This is a genomic window from Streptomyces sp. DG1A-41, from assembly GCF_037055355.1.
GTDB lineage: Bacteria > Actinomycetota > Actinomycetes > Streptomycetales > Streptomycetaceae > Streptomyces.
Map to the genome: position 1 here is coordinate 2772797 of NZ_CP146350.1, position 21760 is coordinate 2794556.

Annotated in this window: 19 protein-coding genes; 14 read left to right on the top strand and 5 right to left on the bottom strand. The window is 72.6% G+C overall.

Translation table 11 applies throughout. The features are described 5' to 3' along the window. Positions 1 to 51: 51 nt before the first annotated feature. The gene (locus V8690_RS12980; protein WP_338778453.1) at positions 52 to 1296 is read right to left on the bottom strand and encodes a helix-turn-helix domain-containing protein; all 1245 of its coding nucleotides are present in this window, start codon (positions 1294 to 1296) and stop codon (positions 52 to 54) included. A gap of 2 nt (positions 1297 to 1298) precedes the next feature. Continuing rightward, positions 1299 to 1451, bottom strand: coding sequence for a hypothetical protein (locus V8690_RS12985; protein WP_010042314.1), 153 nt, complete (start codon positions 1449 to 1451; stop codon positions 1299 to 1301). 214 nt (positions 1452 to 1665) lie between these two features. Here V8690_RS12985 and V8690_RS12990 point away from each other — a divergent pair, with 214 nt between their 5' ends. From V8690_RS12990 to V8690_RS13000, 3 genes are all read left to right on the top strand, one after another. Next, entirely contained in the window at positions 1666 to 2661 is a 996-nt protein-coding gene (locus V8690_RS12990; protein WP_338778460.1) for a DUF3068 domain-containing protein, read from the top strand. A 205-nt stretch (positions 2662 to 2866) separates the two neighbouring features. Beyond that, the gene (locus V8690_RS12995; protein ID WP_338778462.1) at positions 2867 to 4018 is read left to right on the top strand and encodes a glycosyltransferase family 4 protein; all 1152 of its coding nucleotides are present in this window, start codon (positions 2867 to 2869) and stop codon (positions 4016 to 4018) included. Further along, entirely contained in the window at positions 4015 to 4776 is a 762-nt protein-coding gene (locus V8690_RS13000) for a class I SAM-dependent methyltransferase (protein WP_338778464.1), read from the top strand. Before V8690_RS12995 ends, V8690_RS13000 begins: the two co-directional genes overlap by 4 nt. Positions 4777 to 4806: 30 nt before the next feature. Here V8690_RS13000 and V8690_RS13005 read toward each other — a convergent pair whose 3' ends face one another. Beyond that, positions 4807 to 5568 carry an IS200/IS605 family accessory protein TnpB-related protein gene (locus V8690_RS13005; RefSeq protein WP_338778466.1) on the bottom strand — a complete coding sequence of 254 codons (762 nt, stop codon included), beginning with the start codon at positions 5566 to 5568 and terminating at the stop codon, positions 4807 to 4809. Positions 5569 to 5717: 149 nt separating this feature from the next. Here V8690_RS13005 and V8690_RS13010 point away from each other — a divergent pair, with 149 nt between their 5' ends. The 7 genes from V8690_RS13010 to V8690_RS13040 are packed head-to-tail and all read left to right on the top strand — an operon-like array spanning position 5718 to position 14390. Continuing rightward, positions 5718 to 9845: an alpha-(1->3)-arabinofuranosyltransferase gene (locus V8690_RS13010; protein ID WP_338778468.1), complete on the top strand. Its 4128-nt coding sequence runs from the start codon at positions 5718 to 5720 to the stop codon at positions 9843 to 9845. After that, positions 9842 to 11122 carry a condensation protein gene (locus V8690_RS13015; protein WP_338778470.1) on the top strand — a complete coding sequence of 427 codons (1281 nt, stop codon included), beginning with the start codon at positions 9842 to 9844 and terminating at the stop codon, positions 11120 to 11122. The genes V8690_RS13010 and V8690_RS13015 overlap by 4 nt, the downstream gene beginning before the upstream one ends. Beyond that, entirely contained in the window at positions 11119 to 11856 is a 738-nt protein-coding gene (locus V8690_RS13020; protein WP_338778472.1) for a class I SAM-dependent methyltransferase, read from the top strand. Before V8690_RS13015 ends, V8690_RS13020 begins: the two co-directional genes overlap by 4 nt. 15 nt (positions 11857 to 11871) lie before the next feature. Continuing rightward, positions 11872 to 12777 carry a hypothetical protein gene (locus V8690_RS13025; protein WP_338785331.1) on the top strand — a complete coding sequence of 302 codons (906 nt, stop codon included), beginning with the start codon at positions 11872 to 11874 and terminating at the stop codon, positions 12775 to 12777. Then, complete coding sequence (locus V8690_RS13030; protein WP_338778474.1) at positions 12774 to 12992, top strand: Trm112 family protein; 219 nt, start codon at positions 12774 to 12776, stop codon at positions 12990 to 12992. The genes V8690_RS13025 and V8690_RS13030 overlap by 4 nt, the downstream gene beginning before the upstream one ends. Further along, complete coding sequence (locus V8690_RS13035; protein ID WP_338778476.1) at positions 12989 to 13816, top strand: FkbM family methyltransferase; 828 nt, start codon at positions 12989 to 12991, stop codon at positions 13814 to 13816. The genes V8690_RS13030 and V8690_RS13035 overlap by 4 nt, the downstream gene beginning before the upstream one ends. Beyond that, positions 13782 to 14390, top strand: coding sequence for a hypothetical protein (locus V8690_RS13040; RefSeq protein WP_338778478.1), 609 nt, complete (start codon positions 13782 to 13784; stop codon positions 14388 to 14390). Before V8690_RS13035 ends, V8690_RS13040 begins: the two co-directional genes overlap by 35 nt. 66 nt (positions 14391 to 14456) lie before the next feature. On the opposite strand, the gene V8690_RS13045 is transcribed toward V8690_RS13040, so the two are convergent. Beyond that, entirely contained in the window at positions 14457 to 15335 is an 879-nt protein-coding gene (locus V8690_RS13045) for a hypothetical protein (protein ID WP_338778479.1), read from the bottom strand. A 180-nt stretch (positions 15336 to 15515) separates the two neighbouring features. Between V8690_RS13045 and V8690_RS13050 the strand changes: the two genes are divergently transcribed. Beyond that, positions 15516 to 16616 carry a MerR family transcriptional regulator gene (locus tag V8690_RS13050; protein ID WP_338785332.1) on the top strand — a complete coding sequence of 367 codons (1101 nt, stop codon included), beginning with the start codon at positions 15516 to 15518 and terminating at the stop codon, positions 16614 to 16616. Here V8690_RS13050 and V8690_RS13055 read toward each other — a convergent pair. Beyond that, positions 16613 to 17314 (bottom strand): FadR/GntR family transcriptional regulator, encoded by a 702-nt coding sequence (locus V8690_RS13055; protein WP_338778481.1) that lies wholly within the window; start codon positions 17312 to 17314, stop codon positions 16613 to 16615. The two genes, V8690_RS13050 and V8690_RS13055, sit on opposite strands and share 4 nt — an antisense overlap. A gap of 196 nt (positions 17315 to 17510) precedes the next feature. On the opposite strand from V8690_RS13055, the gene V8690_RS13060 reads away from it, so the two are divergent. From V8690_RS13060 to V8690_RS13070, 3 genes are read left to right on the top strand one after another with little or no spacing between them, the layout of a single operon-like run. Beyond that, entirely contained in the window at positions 17511 to 18836 is a 1326-nt protein-coding gene (locus tag V8690_RS13060; protein ID WP_338778483.1) for an SLC13 family permease, read from the top strand. A 47-nt stretch (positions 18837 to 18883) separates the two neighbouring features. Continuing rightward, positions 18884 to 20329: an acyl-CoA synthetase gene (locus V8690_RS13065; RefSeq protein WP_338778485.1), complete on the top strand. Its 1446-nt coding sequence runs from the start codon at positions 18884 to 18886 to the stop codon at positions 20327 to 20329. Next, positions 20322 to 21680 carry a carboxyl transferase domain-containing protein gene (locus tag V8690_RS13070; RefSeq protein WP_338778487.1) on the top strand — a complete coding sequence of 453 codons (1359 nt, stop codon included), beginning with the start codon at positions 20322 to 20324 and terminating at the stop codon, positions 21678 to 21680. Before V8690_RS13065 ends, V8690_RS13070 begins: the two co-directional genes overlap by 8 nt. The last annotated feature ends 80 nt before the right edge of the window (positions 21681 to 21760 follow it).

Genomic DNA, 21760 nt, shown 5'->3' on the forward strand with positions numbered 1-21760 from the left:
CGCGGTGTGACGGCAGGGCGGCTGTGATCATCGCCGGGTGCGCCGCCCGGCTCACCGCCGCGGACGCACCACCCCCAACTCCCCCCGCAACCGCTGCGCCCGCAGCACCAGTTCCAGTTCGAAGCGCCGGTCGGGGTCGTCGATCTCGTCGCCCCACAGTTCGCGGATCTGGCGGAGGCGGTAGCGGACGGTCTGGGGGTGGACGCCGAGCCGGGCCGCGACCTCGGGCGCTCCGCCCCGGGTTTCCAGCCAGGCCAGGAGGGTTTCCGCGAGGCGGCGGCCGTGGGTGGGGCCGCAGTGGGTCAGGGGGGCCAGGCATCTCAGGGCCAGGTCGTCGATGAGTTCCTCGGGCTGGAGGAGGACCAGCGCCTCGGTGTGCTCGGTGCAGTAGAGGACCTCGCCCGAGGGGAGCAGGTCGCGTTCCATGAGGCGTACGGCGGCCTCGGCCCAGCGCAGCGACTTCGCCGCGTCGGCGAGCGGGACGGGCGGGCCGATCGCGCCGGACCAGCCGGCCAGGGCCCGGTGCAGGAGCTCGGGACGGCCTGCCGCGTCCGGCTCGGGCACGACCATGCGGGGCTGCTCGTACTCCATGTCGAGCAGGACACCTTGGCCGACGGCGGGTGCCATGGCCTCCCGGGCGGGGCGCAGCAGGACGCCGACCGCGACCTTCTCCGGCAGGGGCCAGCCGATCCGGGCGGCGCGTTCGGTGAAGGCCTCGGTGGGGTCGCCGCGGTGGTGCTCGGTCAGCAGGAGTTCCATCAGGCGGCGCTGGAGGCGCAGGCGCTCGCCGGCCTGGCGGGCCGCGGCCTCGGCGTAGCCGCGCACGGACTGGTCGACCAGTCCGTCCAGGTACTCGTAGCCCGCGTCGACGAGTTCGTACATCGCCGGGGGCGGGATCTCCACGCGCTGCCCGATGTCGGCGAAGCGGCGCCAGGCCAGGCGTACGCCCATGCGGTAGATGGCCTGGAGGGAGTCGAGCGAGCGGCCGTTGAGGCCCTCGCCGCGGCCGAAGTCCTGGAAGACACCGGGCGGGACGGTGGGCCGGCCCTCCGAGTGCTCGAGGTGCTGCACGAAGACCTCGATGGCGCGGCGGATGCCGACCAGGGCCATGGGCTCGCCGGAGTCGTCGAGGACGACGGGCAGATGCGGGTACTCGCGCTGTATCTCGCGGAGGATCTCCTCGGCGAGCGCGGGCGCCTCGGCCATGGCGATCGCCGCGAACCGGCGCACCTGGAGGCGCGGTACGTCGTGCCAGGCCGAGCGCGTGGTGACGGTTCCGGTGCGGGTGGCCGTCACCGTCAACTCCCCTGCCCGGCCTGCTCGTACGTGATCAGTGGCGTGTTCGGCTGGTCGGGTGTGGCTTCGAGCAGCGCGACGACGCCCAGCGCGGCGCCCACGGCCAGGGCGGCGGCGAGCGCGACGGTCAGCGCGGCAGCGAGCAGTCTCGACATCGCAGGGTCAGCCTCTCTGTCCGGATTCGTCCGGAGATCGTCCGGAGGTTGCCCCACCCCGGCACCCCGTCCCTGCCTGTCGCGCCCAGTCTCGACAAGCATTGACACCCCGTCAAGAGCCGCCTACGGTTCCCGGCCCAGCCGCACGCGCGCTTCTCGCCGCCGTGCCGACCCTCTCGTACGTCGAGCCGTCCCAAGCCCCTGGAGTGCCCGGATGCGCCGTACTACCTCTCCTTTTTCCCTGGTCCTGCTGGGTCTCGGCACGTTCCTGCTGGTGCTGGCACCCCTGCTCGCCTGGTACGTGCAGCCGCGTGCCGCGGTGAACCCGATCGACATCGACACGACCGCCGTCTACACCGGCCGGGGAAGCGTCTTCGACACTGACCGGATCGAGACGGTGCCCGACCGGAAGATCACGGTGACCCAGCGGGTGCGGGGCAACGTCGAGGACAGCGAGCGCAGCGGCAAGGCCGTCTGGGACGTGACGACCACGGTCGACACCGACAAGTCGCTGCCGGCCGCCGACCCGCATGACGCGCTGGACTTCACGCCGCACCGCTGGGTGATGGACCGGAAGACCACCCGGCCCGTGCACTGCTGCGGGGAGAAGCCCTACATCGAGGGCGAGGCGTATCTGAAGTTCCCCTTCGACGTGCAGAAACGCTCCTACCAGTGGTGGGACAACACCCTCGGCGACACGGTCGTGCTGCGCTACCGCGGCACCGAGAAGGTCCAGGGCTACACGGGCTACAAGTTCACCGGCTCCGTGCCGCCGACCAGGACCGGCACGCGGATGGTGCCCGGCAGCCTCGTCGACCAGCCGCAGCGGCCGCAGGTACTGGCCGAGGAGTGGTACTCCAACCACGGTTTCGAGCTGGTCGTCGACCAGGCCACCGGCCGGGTGATCTACGCGCAGACCGGGCCGAAGCGGACCCTGCGGGCGCCGGGCGGGAAGAAGGACGCCGCGGTGTTGCTGGACAGCCGGAAGATCTCGTTCACTACCGAGACGCAGAAGGAGGCCGTGCGGCAGGCGAAGCGGGACAGCGGTCAACTGCGCCTGGTGGGCACGACGCTGCCGATCGGGGCCGGTGTGGCGGGTGTGGCGCTCGCGGCGGTGGGGGGCGTTCTGGTGGCACGTGGGCGGAAGGAGCCGGAGCAGCCCACTCCGTCCGATACATCCGGTACGCCCCAGCCCACCCTCACGATGTGATGTGACGTCAGCTCTAACAAAGCCCGAAATTGTCACGCCGGTGAGTAGCCGTGGCGGACGTCCGGGCGAAAACTGTCCAACCCCACCCCAGCACAACCCGTCCACACTCCCCTCCCAGGAAGGGCTCAGGACCCCCACAGCCAGACGCCCAGAGCCAGACCCGCCCCCACGCCAGTTCCGCACCCCGAGACGAGTTGGAGCACCCATGCCCCAGCACGTACCGTCCCAGCTGCGCACCGCGCCCCCCAGCGCGGAGCAGCCCCTTCCGGCGCTCCCCCCACATCCGCGCCGGATCGTCTTCCTCGCCCATCGCGATCTGGACAACCCGTCCGCCGGCGGCTCCGAGCTGCTGGTCGACAAGCTCGCCGACGGCCTGACCCGGCTCGGCCACCAGGTGACCCTGCTGTGCGGGGGGCCTGCGGCCTTCCGGGACTACCGGGTCGTGTCGGCGGGCGGCCCGTACGGGCACTACCTACGCGCCCGCTCGGCCTTCGCCCGCCAGGTCGGCGACTGCGATCTGCTGGTCGAGGTGTGCAACGGCATGCCGTACCTGGCGCCGCTGTGGCACTCCGGACCCACGCTGTGCCTGGTCAACCACGTCCATACCGACCTGTGGACGATGCGCTTCGGCGGGCCGCTGGCGCCGGCCGCGCGGATCGGCCGAAAACTCGAGCACTGGGCCCTGACCGGGGCGCAGCAGCGGAGCCTGCTGGTCGCGGTCTCCTCCTCCACCGCCCACGCGCTGCGCGCGATCGGCGTCGAGCGGGACCGGATCCGGGTCGTGCACAACGGCGTCGAGGAGCCGGGGCCGCGGGCCGAGCGCTCCCCCGAGCCGTTGTTCGTCGCCATCGGCCGGCTTGTCGAGTACAAGCGGATCGATCTGCTGCTGCGGTTGTGGGAGCGGGTGCGGCCCGTCACCGGCGGGCGGCTGGTCATCGTCGGGGACGGCCCCGAGCGAGCGAGACTGGAGCAACTCGCCGGTCCGGGTGTGGAGTTCACCGGATACGTCTCGGAGGCGGAGAAGCATCGACTGCTGTGCGCGGCCTGGTTGCTGCTGCATCCCTCCGCTGTGGAGGGGTGGGGTCTGGTCGTGACGGAGGCCGCGGCGCGGGAGACGCCGACCGTGGCCTTCGACGTGCCGGGGCTCAAGGACTCCGTGGTGGATGGTGAGACCGGGGTTCTTGCCCGTGGTGAGTCGTCGTTTGCCGCTGCGTGGTGTGCGCTGGCCCTGTCCGGGCGCCGGCGGGAGTTGATGGGCAAGGCGGCTCGGGAGCGGGCGGCGCAGTTCCGGTGGGACCGGACTGTGCGGCAGTTTCGGGCGGTGGCCGCGGAGGCGGTGAGGGGCTGGGCCCCGTGATACCGCCCAAGCGCAGTGACCCGCGCCCCCATGGGAACGACCCCTCCTTGCGGAGATCTCTTGCCCTGTTCCGTGCCTTCCTCCACGAACAGGACGACCCCGAGAGCTGCTACTCGCTGCTCGCCCGGGACGCCGCCGATCAGGTCGAGGCCTACGACGGTCCCGTCGCCGGACGTACCGTCGTCGACGTCGGCGGCGGCAGCGGCTACTTCACCGAGGAGTTCCGGCGACGCGGAGCGCACGCGTTTCTCTTCGAGCCGGACATGGCCGAACTCGGCGAGAAACCCCCCGACTCCGCCGTCGTCGCCGACGGATACCTGCTGCCCCTGCGGGACGGCGTCGCGGACGTCGCGTTCTCCTCCAACGTGCTGGAGCACGTGGCCGACCCGGAGACCTTCCTGAGTGAGCTGGCCCGGGTGACGCGGCCCGGCGGGCTGATCTACGTGTCGTTCACCAACTGGCTGTCGCCGTGGGGCGGGCACGAGTGGGCCCCGTGGCACTACTTCGGTGCCGAGCGGGCCCGGGCCCGCTATCTGCGGCGGACCGGCAGGCCCGCCAAGCACACGCTCGGCGAGAACCTGTTCACGGTGCACATCGGATCCACCCTGCGGCAGGTGCGTGCCCGGGACGACGTCACGGTCGTCTCGGCGCGCTCCCGCTACTGGCCGTTCCTGGCGGAGGCCGTCGTCAAGGCGCCCGGCATCCGCGAGTTCGCCACCTGGAACCTCCTCCTCATCCTGCGGCGGTGCCCTACTTGACTTCCTCCCCCTCGTGCACGAGGGGGATTCCTACGGCTCGCGCCGTGGGGTCTTCTGCTTCATTGCCGACTGCCCGCCCGGAGTACTCCGTTGAGGTCTTACACCAGCCCCACAGACAGACACCGCCAGCCCGGCGGCCAGAAGGCTGTTCGCCGCGTTCACGTCCCGGTCATGGACCGTGCCACGGCTGAAGAACCGGTCCATCGCGATCACTTCCCTCCCGTACCAGCCCGCCTTGTACTCCAGCATGCTCCGGAACTGCGACCACGCGGCATCGCAGATGGCGCGGGCCAGACTCCGGTTGGTGACCACGGTGCGCACGGTCAGGTCCTCGATCACGAGCGTTTGGTTCTCACGCACGAGTCGAGTGGTCAGCTTGTGCGGCACATCCCGCCTGCGATCGGCGATCCGGGCATGAATCTTCACCCGTGGGTCCTCGCACAGCAGCGAGACGAACCAGCGCCCCGCGCTGTCCCGGCTCACGGTCACCGTGCTCGGCACGGCCCCCTCGGGCAGGGGACGGGACCAGACGATGTCCCGCAGCGCCTGCTGCAGCGGAACGCAGGACACTTCATCCAGGTAGGCCAGTTCCTCGGCCTTCTTCCACGCAGTCAGCATGGCCGAGGTCTGGTTGTAGTTGACCCGCTCCTGCCGCGTCCACGCCTCGGTGCGGGCGGCGAGCGCCATGTCGTAGACCTCGCGCACGCGTCCGAAGGTGCGCGAAAGCTCAGCTGCCTGCACATCGGTCGGATAGAAGCGGTACCTGAAGGCCCGCTTCACGTGAGTGGCCATGACTCACGCATCACAGCTCGTCACCATACTGTGACTGTCAGTGACGAATGCCGGTCCGCCCGGACGGCGAATCAGCTTCCCCTGCCCTGCTCCGCAGGAATCCGTTTCCTCCCCCGCCTGCAGACGGGGGTATCCACGGAGGAATCCAGATGACAACCACGGTCCAGGCTCCTCCACCGGCAGCCGTCCCCACCACCGCGACCGCGGCGGGTCCGCCCGAGGGCCCGCGGTCGCGGCGCTGGCTGCTGGGTTTCTGGGCCGTGGTGTTCGTGTTGTTCCTGGCGGTGCAGCCGGGACGGCAGACCTTCGACACCAAGCTCGGTGTGACGGTGGACCCGGGTCAGTTCCTCGCCGACCTGGGGCAGTTGTGGCACGACCGGGCCGGGTTCGGTGGGATCCAGGACCAGTACGTCGGCTATCTGTGGCCGATGCTGCCGTTCTACTGGCTGTGCGACCTCGTACAACTGCCGGTGTGGCTGGCGGAGCGGCTGTGGTTGTCGCTGATCGTGTCCGTCGCCTTCTGGGGTGCGCTGCGGCTGGCCGAGCGGCTGCGAGTGGGAAGCGGTGCCTCCCGGCTGCTGGGGGCCGTGGCGTATGCGCTGTGGCCGGTGTTCACCACCGTGATCGGGTCGACGTCCGCCGCCGCACTGCCCGGCGCGTTCCTGCCGTGGGTGCTGCTGCCGCTGACGAGCGAGCGGTACGCCGCCCGGGTCGCGGCTCTGCGGTCGGCGCTGCTCGTGCCGTTCATGGGCGGCGTGAACGCCTCGGCGACGCTGGCGTCCCTGCTGCCGGTCGGGCTGTATCTGCTGTCCCGGCCGCCCGGGCCACGGCAGCGCAAGCTGATCGCCTGGTGGGCTACGGCCGTGATCGTCGTGACGGCCTGGTGGTGGGTGCCGCTGCTGCTGCTCGGGGTCTACGGCGAGAACTTCCTCCCCTATATAGAGACGTCGCAGACGACGACGGACACCATGTCGGCGACCGAGGCGCTGCGCGGCGCCGGGAACTGGGTCGCCTATCTGCACTTCGGTGAGGCGTGGCTGCCCGCGGGGTGGGCCGTGGCCTCCTCCGTCGTCGTGATCGTGTGCTCGGCCCTGGCAGCCGGGCTCGGTCTGGCCGGGCTCGCCCGCCGGGACATGCCCGAGCGGCGGTGGCTCGTACTGACGGTGCTCATCGCGGCGCTGGTCCTGCTCGCCGGGTACGGCGGGGCGTTCGGGGCGCCGTTCCACGGGGTCGTGCAGGGCTGGCTGGACGGCTGGCTGTCGCCGTTCCGGAACATCTACAAGTTCCAGACGGGCCTGGCGCTGGCGTTCGTGCTGGGCCTGGCCCATCTGGTGGGTGTGGCCGCCGAGCCGCGCGGGGCCCGCCCGGTGCGCGGCCGGCGCTTCGCCCCGCTGGTCGCGGCGGTGCTGATCCTGCCGGGTCTGCTGTGGCCGTACCTCAACGGCTCGATCCTCAACCCGGGTTCCTTCCAGAAGCTCCCCGCCTACTGGCAGGCCACGGCCGACTGGCTGGAGAAGTACTCGCCCGACTCGCGCGCCCTGGTCGTCCCGGCCACCGCGCACGGCATCTACACCTGGGGCTCGCCCATCGACCAGCCGCTCGACGTGCTCGCCGAGTCGCGGTGGGCCCAGCGCGACTACGTCCCGTTCGGCACGCCCGGCAACCGGCGCGCCATGGACGCCGTCGAGCAGGCGCTGATGTCCGGTGCCGAAGTCCCAGGTCTCGCCGACTACTTGAGCCGGGCCGGGCTGTACTACGTCGTCGTACGCAATGATCTCGACCCGGACCAGATCGGCTATGTGCCGACCGCGACCGTCAAGCGCACCCTCGAACAGTCGGGGTACGAGCGGGTGACGGGGCTGGGGCCGGTGATGACCGGCGGCCGGATCGCACACGCCGCCCCGCTCCAGGTCGAGGGACTGTACCCGCGGCAGCGGGCGGTGGAGATCTACCGTCCGGCCGGGGACGAGGTGATCCGGCCCGGGCAGGCGGGACTCATGCCGGTCTCCGACACGGCCGTGGTGTCCGGCGGCCCGGAGGCGCTGCTGCCGCTGGCCTCGCGACTGCGCGGGCGGGCGACCGTCCTGACCGGCGACAACCACCCGGGGCTCGGCACCCCGGCGGTGCAGGTGGTGGGCGACGGGATGCGGCGCGCCGACACCCGGTTCGGCGTGGTCAACGCCGGTACGTCGTACACGTACACGCGCGACGAGCGCAACGCCCCCGACGCGCAGCAGGACCCGGGCGAGAAGCCGCGCCAGATCCTGCCGACCGAGGGCACGGACCACCAGACGGTGGCCGAACTGCGCGGCGCCCGCTCGGTGACGGCCTCCTCGTACGGCAACTGGCTCTTCCATCTGCCGCAGTACGACCCGGTGAACGCCTTCGACGGCAACCCGGACACCGCGTGGGCGGAGGGCTCGCCGGACACGCCGGACGGGCAGTGGCTGCGCATCGGCTTCACCGGCTCCTACGACATGCCGTCCTCCTTCAAGGTCACGCCGCTGCCGCAGGAGAGCGTGCGGGCGGCGGCGACGAAGGTGCGGGTGGAGACGGAGAAGGGCGAGCGGACGAGCTTCCTCCGGCCGAACGGCATGGCGCAGAGCATCAAGGCGCCCGAAGGCGGCACGCGCTGGATGAAGCTGACGATCGTGGACTCGGTGGAGCGCCGGGCCGGGCTCACCGGCGCGGGCTTCTCCGAGATCGACCTGCCGGACGTGCAGGTGACGCGGCTGCTGCGGCTCCCGACGGACGCGGACGACGCGACATCGGACGCCACGGTCGTCTCCCTGCACCGGGCCTCCGACCCGACCGGCCTGTCCCCGACCGGCACCGAGGCCGGACTGCACCGCCGTTTCACGACACCGGCCGCCGGGACGTACGAGGTGACGGCGAGCGCGGTTCCCGTGCCGGGCGAGGAATTCGACCGGCTGCTGTACGAGGTCGCGCCCGAGCAGCAGTCCCGGATCGTCGCCACCGCCGACTCCACGGCGAGCCTCGGCGCGGGCCTCGCTGCCCGCAACCTCACCGACGGCGACCTGACGACGGCGTGGATCGCGGGCGACCGGCCCACGATCCACCTGAGCTGGGAGGGCAAGCAGCCGGTCGGCGAACTGGTCCTGGCCCCCGCGGGCGGCCTGTCCACCCGCGCCACCCAGGTGCACATCAGCTCCCCGGACGGCGCGACGATCGCCGGCGTCGACGAGAACGGCTGGGTCCGCTTCCCGCCGATCACCACGGACCGGCTCGACATCACGATCACCGAGACCGCCCCGCTGACCCTGCACAACCCGGTCGCCGACGAGGACCTGCGGCTTCCCGTGGGCCTCACGGAGGCGTACATCCCCTCCCTCGACCAGTACCGAACCCCGCAGCCGGACGGCACCCGGACGTTCTCCCTGCCGTGCGGCAAGGGCCCCGACGTGGCGCTCGACGGCGAGCTGTACCAGACGAGCGCGAAGGGCACCGTGCGTGACCTGGTGGAGCGGCGGGGCGTGGAGGTGACGCTCTGCCAGGAGGGCCGGGGCGACGCCGAGGTACAGCTGTCCTCGGGCGACCACCGGCTGGAGGGCGGCGACGCCGGCCCCCTCGCGCTGACGGACGTCACCCTCACCCGCGGGACGGTCCCGGAGGCCGCCGTGGCCGGGCGTGAGCTGCGGGTGAGGGACTGGCTGGGCGACCGGCGCGAGGTGGCGGTCGGCTCGGGCGCGGCCTCGTACCTGACGACGTACGAGAACTACAACGACGGCTGGAAGGCCACCCTCGACGGCAGGGAACTCGCCCCGCTGCGGCTGGACGGCTGGCAGCAGGGCTGGCGGATCCCGGCCGGGGCGGGCGGCACGGTCAAGCTGTCCTACGAACCGGCCACCACGTACGACGCCGGACTGATCGGCAGCGGCGCCGGCATCGCGGTGCTGCTGGGCCTGGCGCTCTGGCGCCGCAACGCCCCCAACCCCGACGCACCTCAACCGGCCCCGCCGCTGCCCGGCCTGTGGCTCGGCACGGTGGCGCTGACGCTGGTCGGGGCGGTGATCGCGGGCTGGCTCGCGCTGCTGGTCCCGGCGCTGGCGTTGCTCGCGGCCAGACGGCACGCGCTGCTGGTGCCGATCGCGTTCACGGCGCTGGCGGCAGCGGGGGTCGCCGCCGCGATCGGGGCCGGGGAGCCGGTGGGCACGGGCGAGGGCGCGTTCAGCCGTACGGCCCAGCTGCTGGCGCTGATCGGCCTGTTCGCGGGTCTGGTGAGTCTGCGCGAATCGGGGAAGGGCGAGCCCGCATGACGACACCGGTACGCATCCCGTTCCCGGTGGTGGACGAGGTGTCCCGGCACTGCCTCCGCGAACAGGAACCGGAAACGGTCCACATCGAGGTCCACCTCCCCGGCCCCGTCGACCAGACCCGCCTGCGCAAGGCGTTCACGGAGGCCCTGCACCGGCACCCGCGGATCCTGATGCGGGAGGCACGGGGGCCGTGGTACCGGCGCCGCTACGAGTGGGAGCTGACGCCGGAGCCCGATGTGGAGGTGGTGGCCTTCGCCCCGGCGGGGCCGCGGGCGCTGGAGGACGCCCGGACCCGGGCCCTGACGGAGGCGCCACAGCTGTCGATGTCGCCGCCGATACGTCTGGAGGTGGTGGAGACAGACCCAGCCGCGGGCAGTCGTGCCGCAGGCACAGTCCTCTTCCTCACCATCAACCACACCGCCCTCGACGGCCCGGCCTGCCTCCGCATCCTCGCCACCGCGGCCGAGTTGTACGGAGGCAGCGACAACTCCCCCGCCGCACCCCCCACCCGTACTCCCCAAGCCCTCCAAGAAGCCCCGGACACCCCGACCACCTGGTCCCGCCCTGCGCGGGTAGCGCCCGGCACCCCCGACCCCTCCCCCGGCAACGGCATGCTCGTCACCGAGCTGCCCCTCCCCCACCGCCCCAAGGGATCGCCCTACACCGTCAACGACCAGCTCATGGTCACCACGGCCCTGACCATCGCCCACTGGAACAGAGAGCACGGCGCCCGCCCACGCCCCCTCCGCATCACCATGCCCGTCGACGACCGCCCCCGCGACACCACGATGCCCATCGGCAACGGCACCCGCCTGGTGGAAGTCCCCTTCGCTCCAGAAGAGCTGGACGTCGGCGACATGCCCACCCTGCTCCGCCGGACCGCCGAGCGGACCCGCGCCCTGAAGTCCATGCCCCGCCCCCAACTGGGCCACGGCGCCGCCCTCCTCACCGCCCCCTGGGCCCCCGTCGCCGCTCGCGCCGCTCTCACCCGCGCCCTGCGCCGGGCCGCCGCGCCCTGGACGTCGACGACCCTGCTCAGCAACATCGGCCGTATCCCGTACCCCCTGGACTTCGGCGAGGAGACGGGCCGCGCGCACGCGGTCTGGTTCTCGGCGCCGGCCCGGATGCCGCGCGGCCTCACCGTGACCACCGCCTCCACCGCCGGCCGCCTCCACCTGGCCCTGCGCTGGTCCCGGGCCCTGCTCAGCCACGGCGACGGCGCCCATCTCCGCGACCTGTTCGAGCACTATCTGCACACCACGGAGGTGAGCGCGTGACGAGCGCCCCCGCCCGGCCCCCCGAACTGCGTGACTTCTACGAGAACCCGGCCGTCCCCGTCGCCTCCGGCACCCCACGCAGCCGCCGCCAGGCCCGCATGCTGGCCGCGGCCCTCGGCCGGGCCGCCACGGGTCACGCACGAACCGTCCTCGACATCGGCTGCGGGGACGGCACCGCCGCGGCCGTCGCCGCGCCCTACCTCCCCGGCCACCGCGTCGTCGGCGTCGACTGGTCCCAGGACGCCCTGAGGCGTGCCCGCACCCGTATCCCGTACGCGGTCCGGGGCGAACTCACCGACGGCGGGCTGCCGTTCGCCTCCGAGTCGGCCGACGCCGTGCTGTTCAGCGAGGTGATCGAGCACCTCGTCGATCCGGACGCCGCCCTGGACGAGATCCGCCGGGTGCTGCGCCCCGGAGGCCATCTGATGCTGTCCACGCCGAACCTGGCCGCCTGGTACAACCGCGCTCTGCTGCTCGCCGGGGTCCAGCCGGTCTTCTCGGAGGTCAGCCTGCGCGGCATCCACGGCCGCCCGGGCAAGGAGGTCGTAGGACATCTGCGCCTCTACACACCCCGCGCGCTGCGGGAGTTCGTCGCCGCGTCCGGGTTCACGGTCGTACGGCTCGCAGGCGCTCCCTTCCACGGCGTACCGCGCCCGCTGCGGCCGCTGGACCGGCTGGCCTGTGCCCGGCCGCAGCTGGCGTCGATCCTGCTGCTGCACGCCAGGAGGACGTAGCCCATGTGGTGGGGAGTGGCCGCGGCCCTGCTGGCGAACACCCTGTACAGCCTGGGCTTCGTGCTGGAGAAACGGGCGCTCACCTCGCTGCCCGAGGTGACGATCCGGCAGCCGGCCCGGCTGTTGCGCCTCGTCCTCGGCAGCCCCCTGTGGATCGGCGGCTCTCTCGCCCTCGCCGCCGGTTTCGCCGCCCAGCTCGTCGTCTACCGCACCCTCCCGATCGCCGCCGCGCAGGGCATCTTCGTCTCCGGCCTGGTGCTGCTCGTGCTGCTGTCGGCCCGGCTGCTCGGGGAGGAGACGAGCGGCCGGGAGCGGTACGCGCTGGGTGCGATCCTGCTCGCGCTGCTGATGGTGGTGCTGTCGCTGCGCGAGGGCTCGGACACCGTCAGCCAGGACGCGCCGTACCCGTTGATCCTGCTGGTGTGCGTGCCGTCGCTGGCGGCCGGGCTGTGGCTGTACGGCTCCGCCGAGCGGCGGGCCCGCAACCGGCACCGGCGGCCGACGACCGGAGTCGAGTACGGCGTGGCCGTGGGATTGCTGTACGGCGTCAGTTCGCTGGCCATCAAGGGCGTCTCCAGCCATCTGACGACCAGCGGGATCGGCGGTGCGGTGCTGGACCTGCTGAGCTCCCCGTATCCGTATCTGCTGCTGTTCACCGGTGTGTTCGGCCTGGTGATGTCGCAGGCGGCGCTCCAGCGCTGCCGGGCCTCGCTGATCGTGCCGGTGTGCACGACCGTGACGTCCCTGTTCACCGCGGTGCTCGGCACACTGTCGTTCGGCGAGGCCCTGCCGGACGAACCGCTGCGGCTCGCATTGCGGGTGGCGGGCACGGCCCTGGCGGTCGCCGTGCTGCTGACCATGCCGAAGCACGACCCCACTGCCCAACCCCCCACACCAGCCAAGGAGTTGGCCTCCCCATGAAACCCGACGACCCGTTGCTGAAGATCCTGGCGTGCCCGCTCGACAAGGGCCCGCTGCATCTGCTGGCCGAGGAGGCCGGGCAGGAGGCGCTGTACAACCCGCGGCTGCGCCGCCGCTATCCGATCGTCGACGGCATTCCGCAGTTGCTGCCGTCCTCGGGTGAGCAGGTCCCGGACGACGAGCACGAGGAAATTCTCCAGAGGATGGCCCCATGACCACCCTGGCCGCCCGCCTCGCTCCCTTCCTTCCCACCCGCCTGGTGGCCGCGACGGCCCGCGCGCTCTACCCCCGGTTCGAACCGGAGCTGGCCCGGCTCGCCGAGCTGTGCCCGCCGGACTGCGGTACGGCGGTGGACGTCGGCGGCTGGTACGGGCCCTGGACACACCGGCTGTCCGGCCTGGCCGAGCACGTCGTGACGATCGAACCGGTGCCCCATCTGGCCCGCCGGCTGGCCGCCGCCACACCGCCGAACGTACGGGTCATCCGCGCGGCGGCCTCGGACCGCCCGGGCATCGCCCGCCTGTGGCTGCCGTCGGACGACTCCGGCGACCGGGGCGTTTCGTCGCTGGTACGGCGTGACATCCACGGCCGGGCGCTGGACGTCCCGTGCGTCACGCTGGACGAGCTGGGCCTGCGGAACGTGGGCTTCATCAAGATCGACGTGGACGGCAACGAGCCGGCGGTCCTGCGGGGCGCGACGGGCCTGCTGGCCCGCGACCGCCCGGCCCTGTTCGTGGAGCTGGAGTCCCGTATCCAGCCGATCACCCCGGTGGTGACGTACCTGTCCCTGCTGGGCTACGACGGCTGGGTCCTGCCCGGCGACAGGTGGGTCCCGCTGGCGAAGTTCCCCCTGGAGGCCCACCAGGCGGATGCCTCCTACGTGGTCTCCCACGGTTTGCTGCGCCGCGTCCTGCCGTACAACGTCCTGCGGGGCCCGCGCTACGTCAACTCGGTGCTGTTCCTGCCCGACGGCCGCCGTCCGGGCACGGCCCCGGTGGGCGACGATGGTTCCCATGTCCTCCGGAAAGCGCCCCGCTAGCCCCTTCACACCGCTCGACTTCCAGCTGGTGCTGCTGCGCCGCATGGCCGACCACAATTCCGGTCTGGTGGAGGACGCCCGGCACGAGCTGGGGGTATCCCTCGCGGACATGCGCGAGGCCAACAAGCGCTGGCAGGCGATGGTCCGCTCCCCGCGTTCCCGGGCGTCCCTCTCCCGGTATCGCTCGGTGCTGGGCGAACCCGAGTCCCGGTCCGCCCGCCGGATCGGCGACCTGGACTGCGAGGCGTGGCTCTGGCCCGTCCCCCTCTGGCCCGGCCTGCGCTTCGAGGTCCTGACCGCCCCGAACGGCGCGGTGTGGAACGAGTGGCTGGTCCGCGCCCCGGGCACCGAGGGGCCCGGCCTGCGCACGCTCGACGACCTCACGCCCTGGTCCTGCACGGTCGACGAGGCGGCCCGCGCCTTCGCCCCCGCCCGTCCCCTGGAGGGCTCGGCCCCGACCCGCTGGGGACTGGCGTTCACCGCGCCGGACACGCAGGGGGTGCGGTGGGAGGTCGTCGCGGAGTTCACCTGGGGGCTGTTGCAGCGGGTGTCCGTCACCGGCCGTCAGGGCTGAGGGACGCCAGTGGTCCGTCCGGATGCGTGGCCCTGGGTCTTGTCGGCCGGCTGCGATCGGCCGTGATCAGCCGGCGGCGGCCAGAACCTCCTCGACCACCCTCGGCACGGAGTCCGGGTGCAGCCACAGGAACAGGTTCGGCTCGATCAGCTCCAGTTCCATCACGCACGGCTCCCCGCCCGGCCCGGTGACGAGGTCCACGCGCGCGTACAGCAGCTCCGGCTGACCGGGTACGGCGGCCAGTGCCCGCTCGGCCACGTCCCGTTCGGCGGCGGTCGGCTCCCAGGGCCGGGGGTCGGGGTGGGCGACCTTGTCGGCGTCGTACGGTGTGCCCGGCGCGAGGACCGCGCCCTTGCGGATGGCGTGCAGCAGGCGTCCGCCGAAGAACTGCAGGGCCCGCTCGCCGTGCGTGTCGATGCCGGTGAGGTACGGCTGCACCATCACGGTGAAGCCCTCGGCGTGCATCCTCTCGACCTGGCGTACGGCGGCGGCCCGCTCCCCGGCCGGGTAGCGGGCGGCGTACCGGGCCCCTGCCCCTGAGGTGGGCTTCACGACGTACTCGCGGTCGGCGGGCAGCTCGACGGGGTCGCCGGGCGCGAAGTAGCGGGTCGGCACGGCGGGCACGCCGGCCTCCGCGAGCCGGCCCAGATACCTCTTGTCGGCGTTCCACCGCACGACGTCCACCGGGTTGGCCAGCCGCGTCGCCTTCCCGCACCGCTCGGCCCACGCCGCGAACTCCTCGGCCCGCCAGCTGTAGTCCCAGGTGGAGCGTATGAGGGCCAGATCGAAGCCGGCCCAGTCGGCCGACGGGTCGTCCCAGTGGACGGCGGCGGCCTCGGCCCCGGCCTCCCGCAGCGCGTCCACCAGCACCGGCAGGTCCCGGTCCCTGCTCTCGACGCCACCGGGGTCGTAGGTGACGAGCGCTATACGCGGGGTGCCGGCCACGGGGACTCCATCCTCGGACGAACGATCGATTCCGGCGCAGGCTAACAATCCCGCCCGGAATCGCGACACCCTGGTTGACCTTCACCTTCGGTGAAGCCCCAGCATCGGTGGCGGAACCAGGAAGCGCGAGGAACGCGCGGAGCGCAGGGAGATCGCATGGACATATCGCGCGGGGATCGCGTGGGCACCCTGACGATCGGCGCGTTCGCGAAGGCGTGCCGGCTCTCGCCGAAGGCACTGCGCCTGTACGACGAGCTGGGCCTGCTGCGGCCCGCCCTGGTGGATCCGGACACCGGATACCGGTACTACGCGGTCGGGCAGCTGGAGCGGGCCCGGCTGGTGGCGTGGCTGCGGCGGCTGGGCATGCCGCTGGCCGAGATCCGCGAGGTGTGCCGGCTCCACGACCGCGACTCCACGGCCGCCGCCCGGGAGATCCGCGCCTACTGGGCGCGTGTCGAGGCGGCGACGGCGGTACGGCGGGACCTCGCCGCGTTCCTGGTCGATCACCTGACAGCGGACTCGGATGAGTCCGGAAAGGACACCGCCATGCTGGAACTGCGTTACTCAGCCCACTCGGAGACCGGTCGCGTCCGTCCCGCCAACCAGGACACGGCCTACGCGGGCACCCGACTGCTCGCCGTCGCCGACGGCTTCGGACCGGCGGGCGCACCCGCGAGCAGCGCCGCCGTGGAGGCACTGCGCTTCCTGGACACGGACGAGATCCCGGCCGGCGGGGTCCTCAACCTGCTGGAGGACGCGGTACGGGGCGCGGCCCAGGCCGTCCGCGACGTGGCCGACGGCGCCGACGACGTCGGCACGACCCTGACCGCCCTGCTGTGGACGGGCTCGCGGCTGGCCCTCGTGCACATCGGCGACTCCCGCGCCTATCTGCTGCGCGACGGCGAACTGTTCCTCATCACCCACGACCACACGGTCGTCCAGTCCATGATCGACGAGGGGCGCCTGACGCCCGAGGAGGCCGTCTCCCACCCTCAGCGCTCCTTCCTCCTGAAGGCCCTGACGGGCGACGGCACCCAGACGATCCCGGACCTCCGCCTGCACGACACCCACCCGGGCGACCGCTATCTGCTGTGCTCGGACGGCCTTTCGGCCGTCGTCCCCGAGCCCCGGATCCGGGAACTCCTCACCTCCCCCGCCGCCCCCGACGAGACGATCCAGGCCCTGGTCGGCGCGGCGAACAAGGCCGGCGGGCCGGACAACGTCAGCTGTGTGGTGGCGGACGTGGTGGAGAGGGGAGAGCGCACGGGCAGTCAGGTCTAGGACTCCGGCTCCCAGTCCAGCAACCGCACCTTCGCCACCGTGCGGACGTGGCGTCGCATGGCCGAGGCCGCCTGGCGGGGCTGCTGGGCGGCGATCGCGTCGAGGATGGCCTGGTGCTGGGAGAGGGAGCGGGACGGGCGGCCGGGCTGGCGGAGGGACTCGGTGCGGCTCTCGGCGATCTGCTCGGCGATGGAGCGCATGAACTCCGCGAGCAGACCGCTGTGGGCCGCCGCGGTCACGGCCGCGTGGAACAGCCGGTCGCCCTCGACGCCGTGACCGCCCGCGGCGATCTCCTCCGCCATGTGCGCGAGCGCCGAGCGCATCGCGGCCAGGTCCTCCTCCGAGCGCCGCTCCGCCGCCAGTTCGGCGAGCTTCGTCTCCAGCGCCTCCCGGGCCTCCAGTACGTCGGGCAGGCGCCGGCGGCGTTCCACCATCCGCTCGACCGGCTCGGTGTCGAGGCTGTCCCGCACGAGGTAGGTGCCCCCGCCGTGCCGGGCCTCCACCAGGCCCTGGACCTCCAGCACCACGATCGCCTGCTTCACCGAGGCCCGGCTCACCCCGAGCCGCTGGGCCAGATCACGCTCGGGCGGCAGCCGGTCGCCGGCGCGCAGGCCGCCCTCGGCGACGTACTGGCGCAGCCGCTCCAGCACCTGTTCGTAGAGGCGCTGTTTCGTCATGGGGCGCAGGGCGTCGGTCACGGGGTCCCCCTCTCGCCGGGAGCGTAGCACCGGCGCTTCTCAGTGGCCGAGTGGCTGAACCAATTCTCGCGCGACCCCTTGACGGACACCCGGGCCGCACCCACGCTGTTCAGCCAACGCACCTCAAGTGGCTCAGCCACTCGGCCACTCTCCTGGGTGCTCCCAGCTGCTCCGGGGCCCAAAGACGGGAGCCCGTATGTCCCCCGAACTCATCTCGATCCTCGTCCTCGTCGTGGTGTTCGTCATCGCCACCACCCGTTCCGTCAACATGGGCGCGCTCGCCTTCGCCGCCGCCTTCGGGGTCGGCGGGCTCGTCGCCGATCTCGACGCGGACGGCATCTTCGCCGGCTTCCCCGGCGACCTGTTCGTCGTCCTGGTCGGCGTCACGTACCTCTTCGCGATCGCCCGCGCCAACGGCACCACCGACTGGCTGGTGCACGCCGCCGTCCGGCTCGTGCGGGGGCGCGTGGCGCTCATCCCCTGGGTGATGTTCGCGCTGACCGGCGCACTCACGGCGATCGGCGCGGTCAGCCCGGCCGCGGTGGCGATCGTCGCCCCGATCGCGCTGAGCTTCGCCGCCCGGTACGGGATCAGCCCGCTGCTGATGGGCGCGATGGTGGTACACGGCGCCCAGGCCGGCGGCTTCTCCCCGATCAGCATCTACGGCTCGATCGTCAACGGCATCGTCGAACGCGAGAAGCTGCCGGGCAACGAGGTGGTCCTGTTCCTGTCGTCCCTCGCCGCGAACTTGGTGATCGCGGGGGTGGTGTTCGTGGTGTGCGGGGGTCTGAAACTGCGGGGGGACCGAGCTGCGGGCAGTCGTGCCGCTAGGGCGGCACGGGTGGGCGCAGCGGCACCCCGCTCCGCCGGGCCGCGGACCGACCCGGCCTCGGCAACCAGCACGCTGAGCCCGGAAACGACCAGACTCACCCCGGCCCGCACAACCACGCTCACCTCCCTGCTGGCCCTGGTAGTCGCCGTCCTCGTCTTCGACCTGGACGCCGGCCTCACCGCAATCACCCTCGCAGTGGTCCTCAGCACGCTGTGGCCAGAAGACAGCCGCAAGGCAACAGGCCACATCGCCTGGCCGACAGTCCTGCTCATCTGCGGCGTCCTCACCTACGTAGGCGTTCTCGACGAGATGGGCACCATCACCTGGGCAGGCGAGGGCGTAGGAAACATCGGCATCCCCCTGCTCGCCGCCGTCCTGCTCTGCTACATCGGCGCACTCGTCTCGGCCTTCGCCTCCTCCGTGGGAATCATGGGCGCCCTGATCCCCCTGGCCGTGCCGTTCCTCGAACGGGGCGAGATCGGCGCGATCGGCATGGTCGCCGCACTCGCCGTTTCGGCGACGGTCGTGGACGTGAGCCCGTTCTCCACGAACGGCGCACTGGTCCTCGCCGCCGCCCCGGACGTCGACCGCGAGCGTTTCTTCCGGCAGTTGATGGTGTACGGAGGGATCGTGGTGGCGGTCGTACCGGCGGCGGCCTGGCTGGTGATGGTCGTCCCCGGCTGGGGATAGCCGGCCGCTGACCGGTCCGACAGACAACAGCTAAGGAGATGTGACGCGTGACCTTCCTCTTCCCGGCCCTGACCGACACCCCGGCCGACCGGCCCGCCCTCCGGTTCGGCGAGCGCTCCCTGACCTACGCGCAGCTCGCGGCCGCGGCCGGAGCACTCACAGGCCGCATCGGCGAGGCCACGCGGGTCGCCGTCTGGGCGACGCCCACCATGGAGACCGCCGTCGCCGTCGTCGCCGCGCTGCTGGCCGGCGTGCCCGCCGTGCCGCTCAACCCGAAGTCGGGCGAGAAGGAGCTCGGGCACATCCTGTCCGACAGCACGCCCGACCTGGTGCTCACCGCTCCGGACGACCAACTCCCCGCCCCGGTAAGGGACCTGCCCCGCCTCGACGTCGACGTGCACGGCACCGGGCCGCTCCCCGAGGACCACGCCGACGACGAGGACCCGGCCCTGATCGTCTACACCTCCGGCACCACCGGCCCGCCCAAGGGTGCCGTCATCCCGCGCCGGGCGATCGCCTCGACCCTGGACGCGCTGGCCGACGCGTGGCAGTGGACCGGCGACGACGTACTGGTCCACGGACTGCCGCTGTTCCATGTGCACGGCCTGGTCCTGGGCACCCTCGGCCCACTGCGGCGCGGCGGCTCGGTGCGACACCTGGGCCGTTTCACGACGCAGGGCGTCGCCCGGGAGCTGAACGCCGGGGCGACCATGCTGTTCGGCGTGCCGACGATGTACCACCGAATCGCGGAGGCGGTGACCGGCGACCCGGAGCTGGTGAAGGCGCTGACCGGGGCGCGGCTGCTGGTGTCCGGTTCCGCCGCGCTGCCCGTGCACGACCACGGGCGCATCGCGACCGCGACCGGGCGGCGGGTGATCGAGCGGTACGGCATGACGGAGACGCTGATGAACACCAGTGTCCGGGCCGACGGCGAGGCCCGCCCGGGCACGGTCGGCGTGCCGCTGCCGGGCGTGGAGCTGCGGCTGGTCGAGGAGGACGGCTCGGAGGTCACCGCGTGGGACGGTGAGACCGTCGGCGAGATCCAGGTGCGCGGCCCGAACCTGTTCACCGAGTATCTGAACCGGCCCGACGCCACCGCCGCCGCCTTCACCGCCGACGGCTGGTTCCGCACCGGCGACATGGCGGTGCGCGACCCCGACGGCTATGTCCGGATCGTCGGCCGCAAGGCCACCGACCTGATCAAGAGCGGCGGTTACAAGATCGGGGCGGGTGAGATCGAGAACGCGCTCCTGGAGCACCCGGGAGTGCGGGAGGCCGCCGTCACAGGGGAGCCGGACGCCGACCTGGGCGAGCGGATCGTGGCGTGGATCGTCCCGGCGGAGCACCGGTCCCCGCCGTCGCTCGACGAGTTGGCGGATCACGTGGCCCGGCGTCTCGCCCCGCACAAGCGCCCCCGGGTCGTCCACCACCTCGACGCCCTGCCCCGCAACGACATGGGGAAGATCATGAAGCGGGCACTGCCCCATGACTGAGCGTCTCCCCGCGGCTGAGCGCCTCTGCGCCCGCGCGGTCGCCGACGCCCTCGCCGACGACTCCACCTTCGCCGAACTGCCCATCCCCATAAAGGAGTCCAAGCCGGACGGCCCGCTCGCCTGGCCCGGCTACGACGCCGCCCGCGCCCGTGCCGCCGAACGCACCGGCGAGCAGGAGTCCGTGGTCTGCGGCACCGCCCGCGTCGGCGGCACCCGGGCCGTGCTGATCGCGTTCGAGTTCGGCTTCCTCGGCGGCTCCCTGGGAGAACGCACCGGCGACCGGCTGGAGGCGGCGTACACGTACGCCCGTGAGCACCGCCTCCCGGTCGTGCCGCTGGTCGCCACCGGCGGCAGCCGGATGCAGGAGGGCATGCTCGCCCTGTCCCAACTCCAGCGCGTGGCCCGCCAGGCGGCGCTCACCCGGGAGGCGGGGCTCGCGCAGATCGCCGTGCTGCGCGATCCGACCACCGGGGGCGGCTGGGCCACCCTGGGCGCGGGCGCCGACGTGGTCCTCGCGCTGCCCGGGGCCCAGGTCGGCTTCGCCGGCTCCCGGGTGCGCCCGGCGAACGCTGACCCGGCGGCGTACACCGCCGAGGCGCAGCTCGCGGCCGGGGCGGCGGACGCGGTCGTACGGCCGGAGGAGCTGCACGAGACGCTGGGCCGGTGGCTGCGGCTGCTGACGTGCCCGTCCACCACGCCCGCCCCGCCGCCCGAACCACTCGGCGACGACGCGGGCCTGCCCGCCACCGGCTGGGACGCCGTCCGGCGCGCCCGCTCACCCCGACGCCCGCGTGCCGCCGCCTACTTGGACGCCTACTTCTCCGACCGGGCCGCGATCAGCGGCGACCGCTGTGGCGGCACGGACCCGGACGGCATGCTGTGCGGCTTCGGCACGCACGAGGGCCGTACCGTCGCGTACGCCGCGCAGACCGGGACCGCGACCCGCCCCGCCGGCTACCGCACCGCCGCCCGTCTGATCCGTCTCGCGGACCGGCTGGGCATCCCGGTGCTGACGCTCGTGGACACCCCGGGTGCCGCCAGCGACGCGGAGGCGGAGCGGCAGGGCGCGGGCGCCGCGATCGCGGACCTGTTCGGGGCCGTGGCGGGCGCCCGCACCCCGGTGACGACGCTGGTGATCGGCGAGGGCGGCTCCGGCGGCGCGCTGGCGCTGGCCGCGCCCGGCAACACCTGGGCCACCCCGGACAGTTACTTCTCGGTGATCGCGCCGGAGCTCGCGGCGGCCATCCTCAAGCGGCCGCCGCGCGAGGTGGAGGCGACGGCGGACCAGCTCCGCGTCCGGCCGCAGGATCTGGTGGAGCTGGGGGTGATCCGGGGGACCGTGGGCCCGTGAGTTCGGTGGACAGTCCGGTGGATGCCCCACGCAACATCAAGTACCTTCCGTAACAACGGAAATGCTCAGTGCAGTGGGAC

Coding starts and splice junctions, on each gene's coding strand:
- V8690_RS13070 (WP_338778487.1), top strand. CDS start 20,322: ATGACTGAGCGTCTCCCCGCGGCTGAGCGCCTCTGCGCCCGCGCGGTC.
- V8690_RS13030 (WP_338778474.1), top strand. CDS start 12,774: ATGAAACCCGACGACCCGTTGCTGAAGATCCTGGCGTGCCCGCTCGAC.
- V8690_RS13015 (WP_338778470.1), top strand. CDS start 9,842: ATGACGACACCGGTACGCATCCCGTTCCCGGTGGTGGACGAGGTGTCC.
- V8690_RS12995 (WP_338778462.1), top strand. CDS start 2,867: ATGCCCCAGCACGTACCGTCCCAGCTGCGCACCGCGCCCCCCAGCGCG.
- V8690_RS13040 (WP_338778478.1), top strand. CDS start 13,782: ATGGTTCCCATGTCCTCCGGAAAGCGCCCCGCTAGCCCCTTCACACCG.
- V8690_RS12990 (WP_338778460.1), top strand. CDS start 1,666: ATGCGCCGTACTACCTCTCCTTTTTCCCTGGTCCTGCTGGGTCTCGGC.
- V8690_RS13005 (WP_338778466.1), bottom strand. CDS start 5,568: ATGGCCACTCACGTGAAGCGGGCCTTCAGGTACCGCTTCTATCCGACC.
- V8690_RS12985 (WP_010042314.1), bottom strand. CDS start 1,451: ATGTCGAGACTGCTCGCTGCCGCGCTGACCGTCGCGCTCGCCGCCGCC.
- V8690_RS13010 (WP_338778468.1), top strand. CDS start 5,718: ATGACAACCACGGTCCAGGCTCCTCCACCGGCAGCCGTCCCCACCACC.
- V8690_RS13035 (WP_338778476.1), top strand. CDS start 12,989: ATGACCACCCTGGCCGCCCGCCTCGCTCCCTTCCTTCCCACCCGCCTG.
- V8690_RS13060 (WP_338778483.1), top strand. CDS start 17,511: ATGTCCCCCGAACTCATCTCGATCCTCGTCCTCGTCGTGGTGTTCGTC.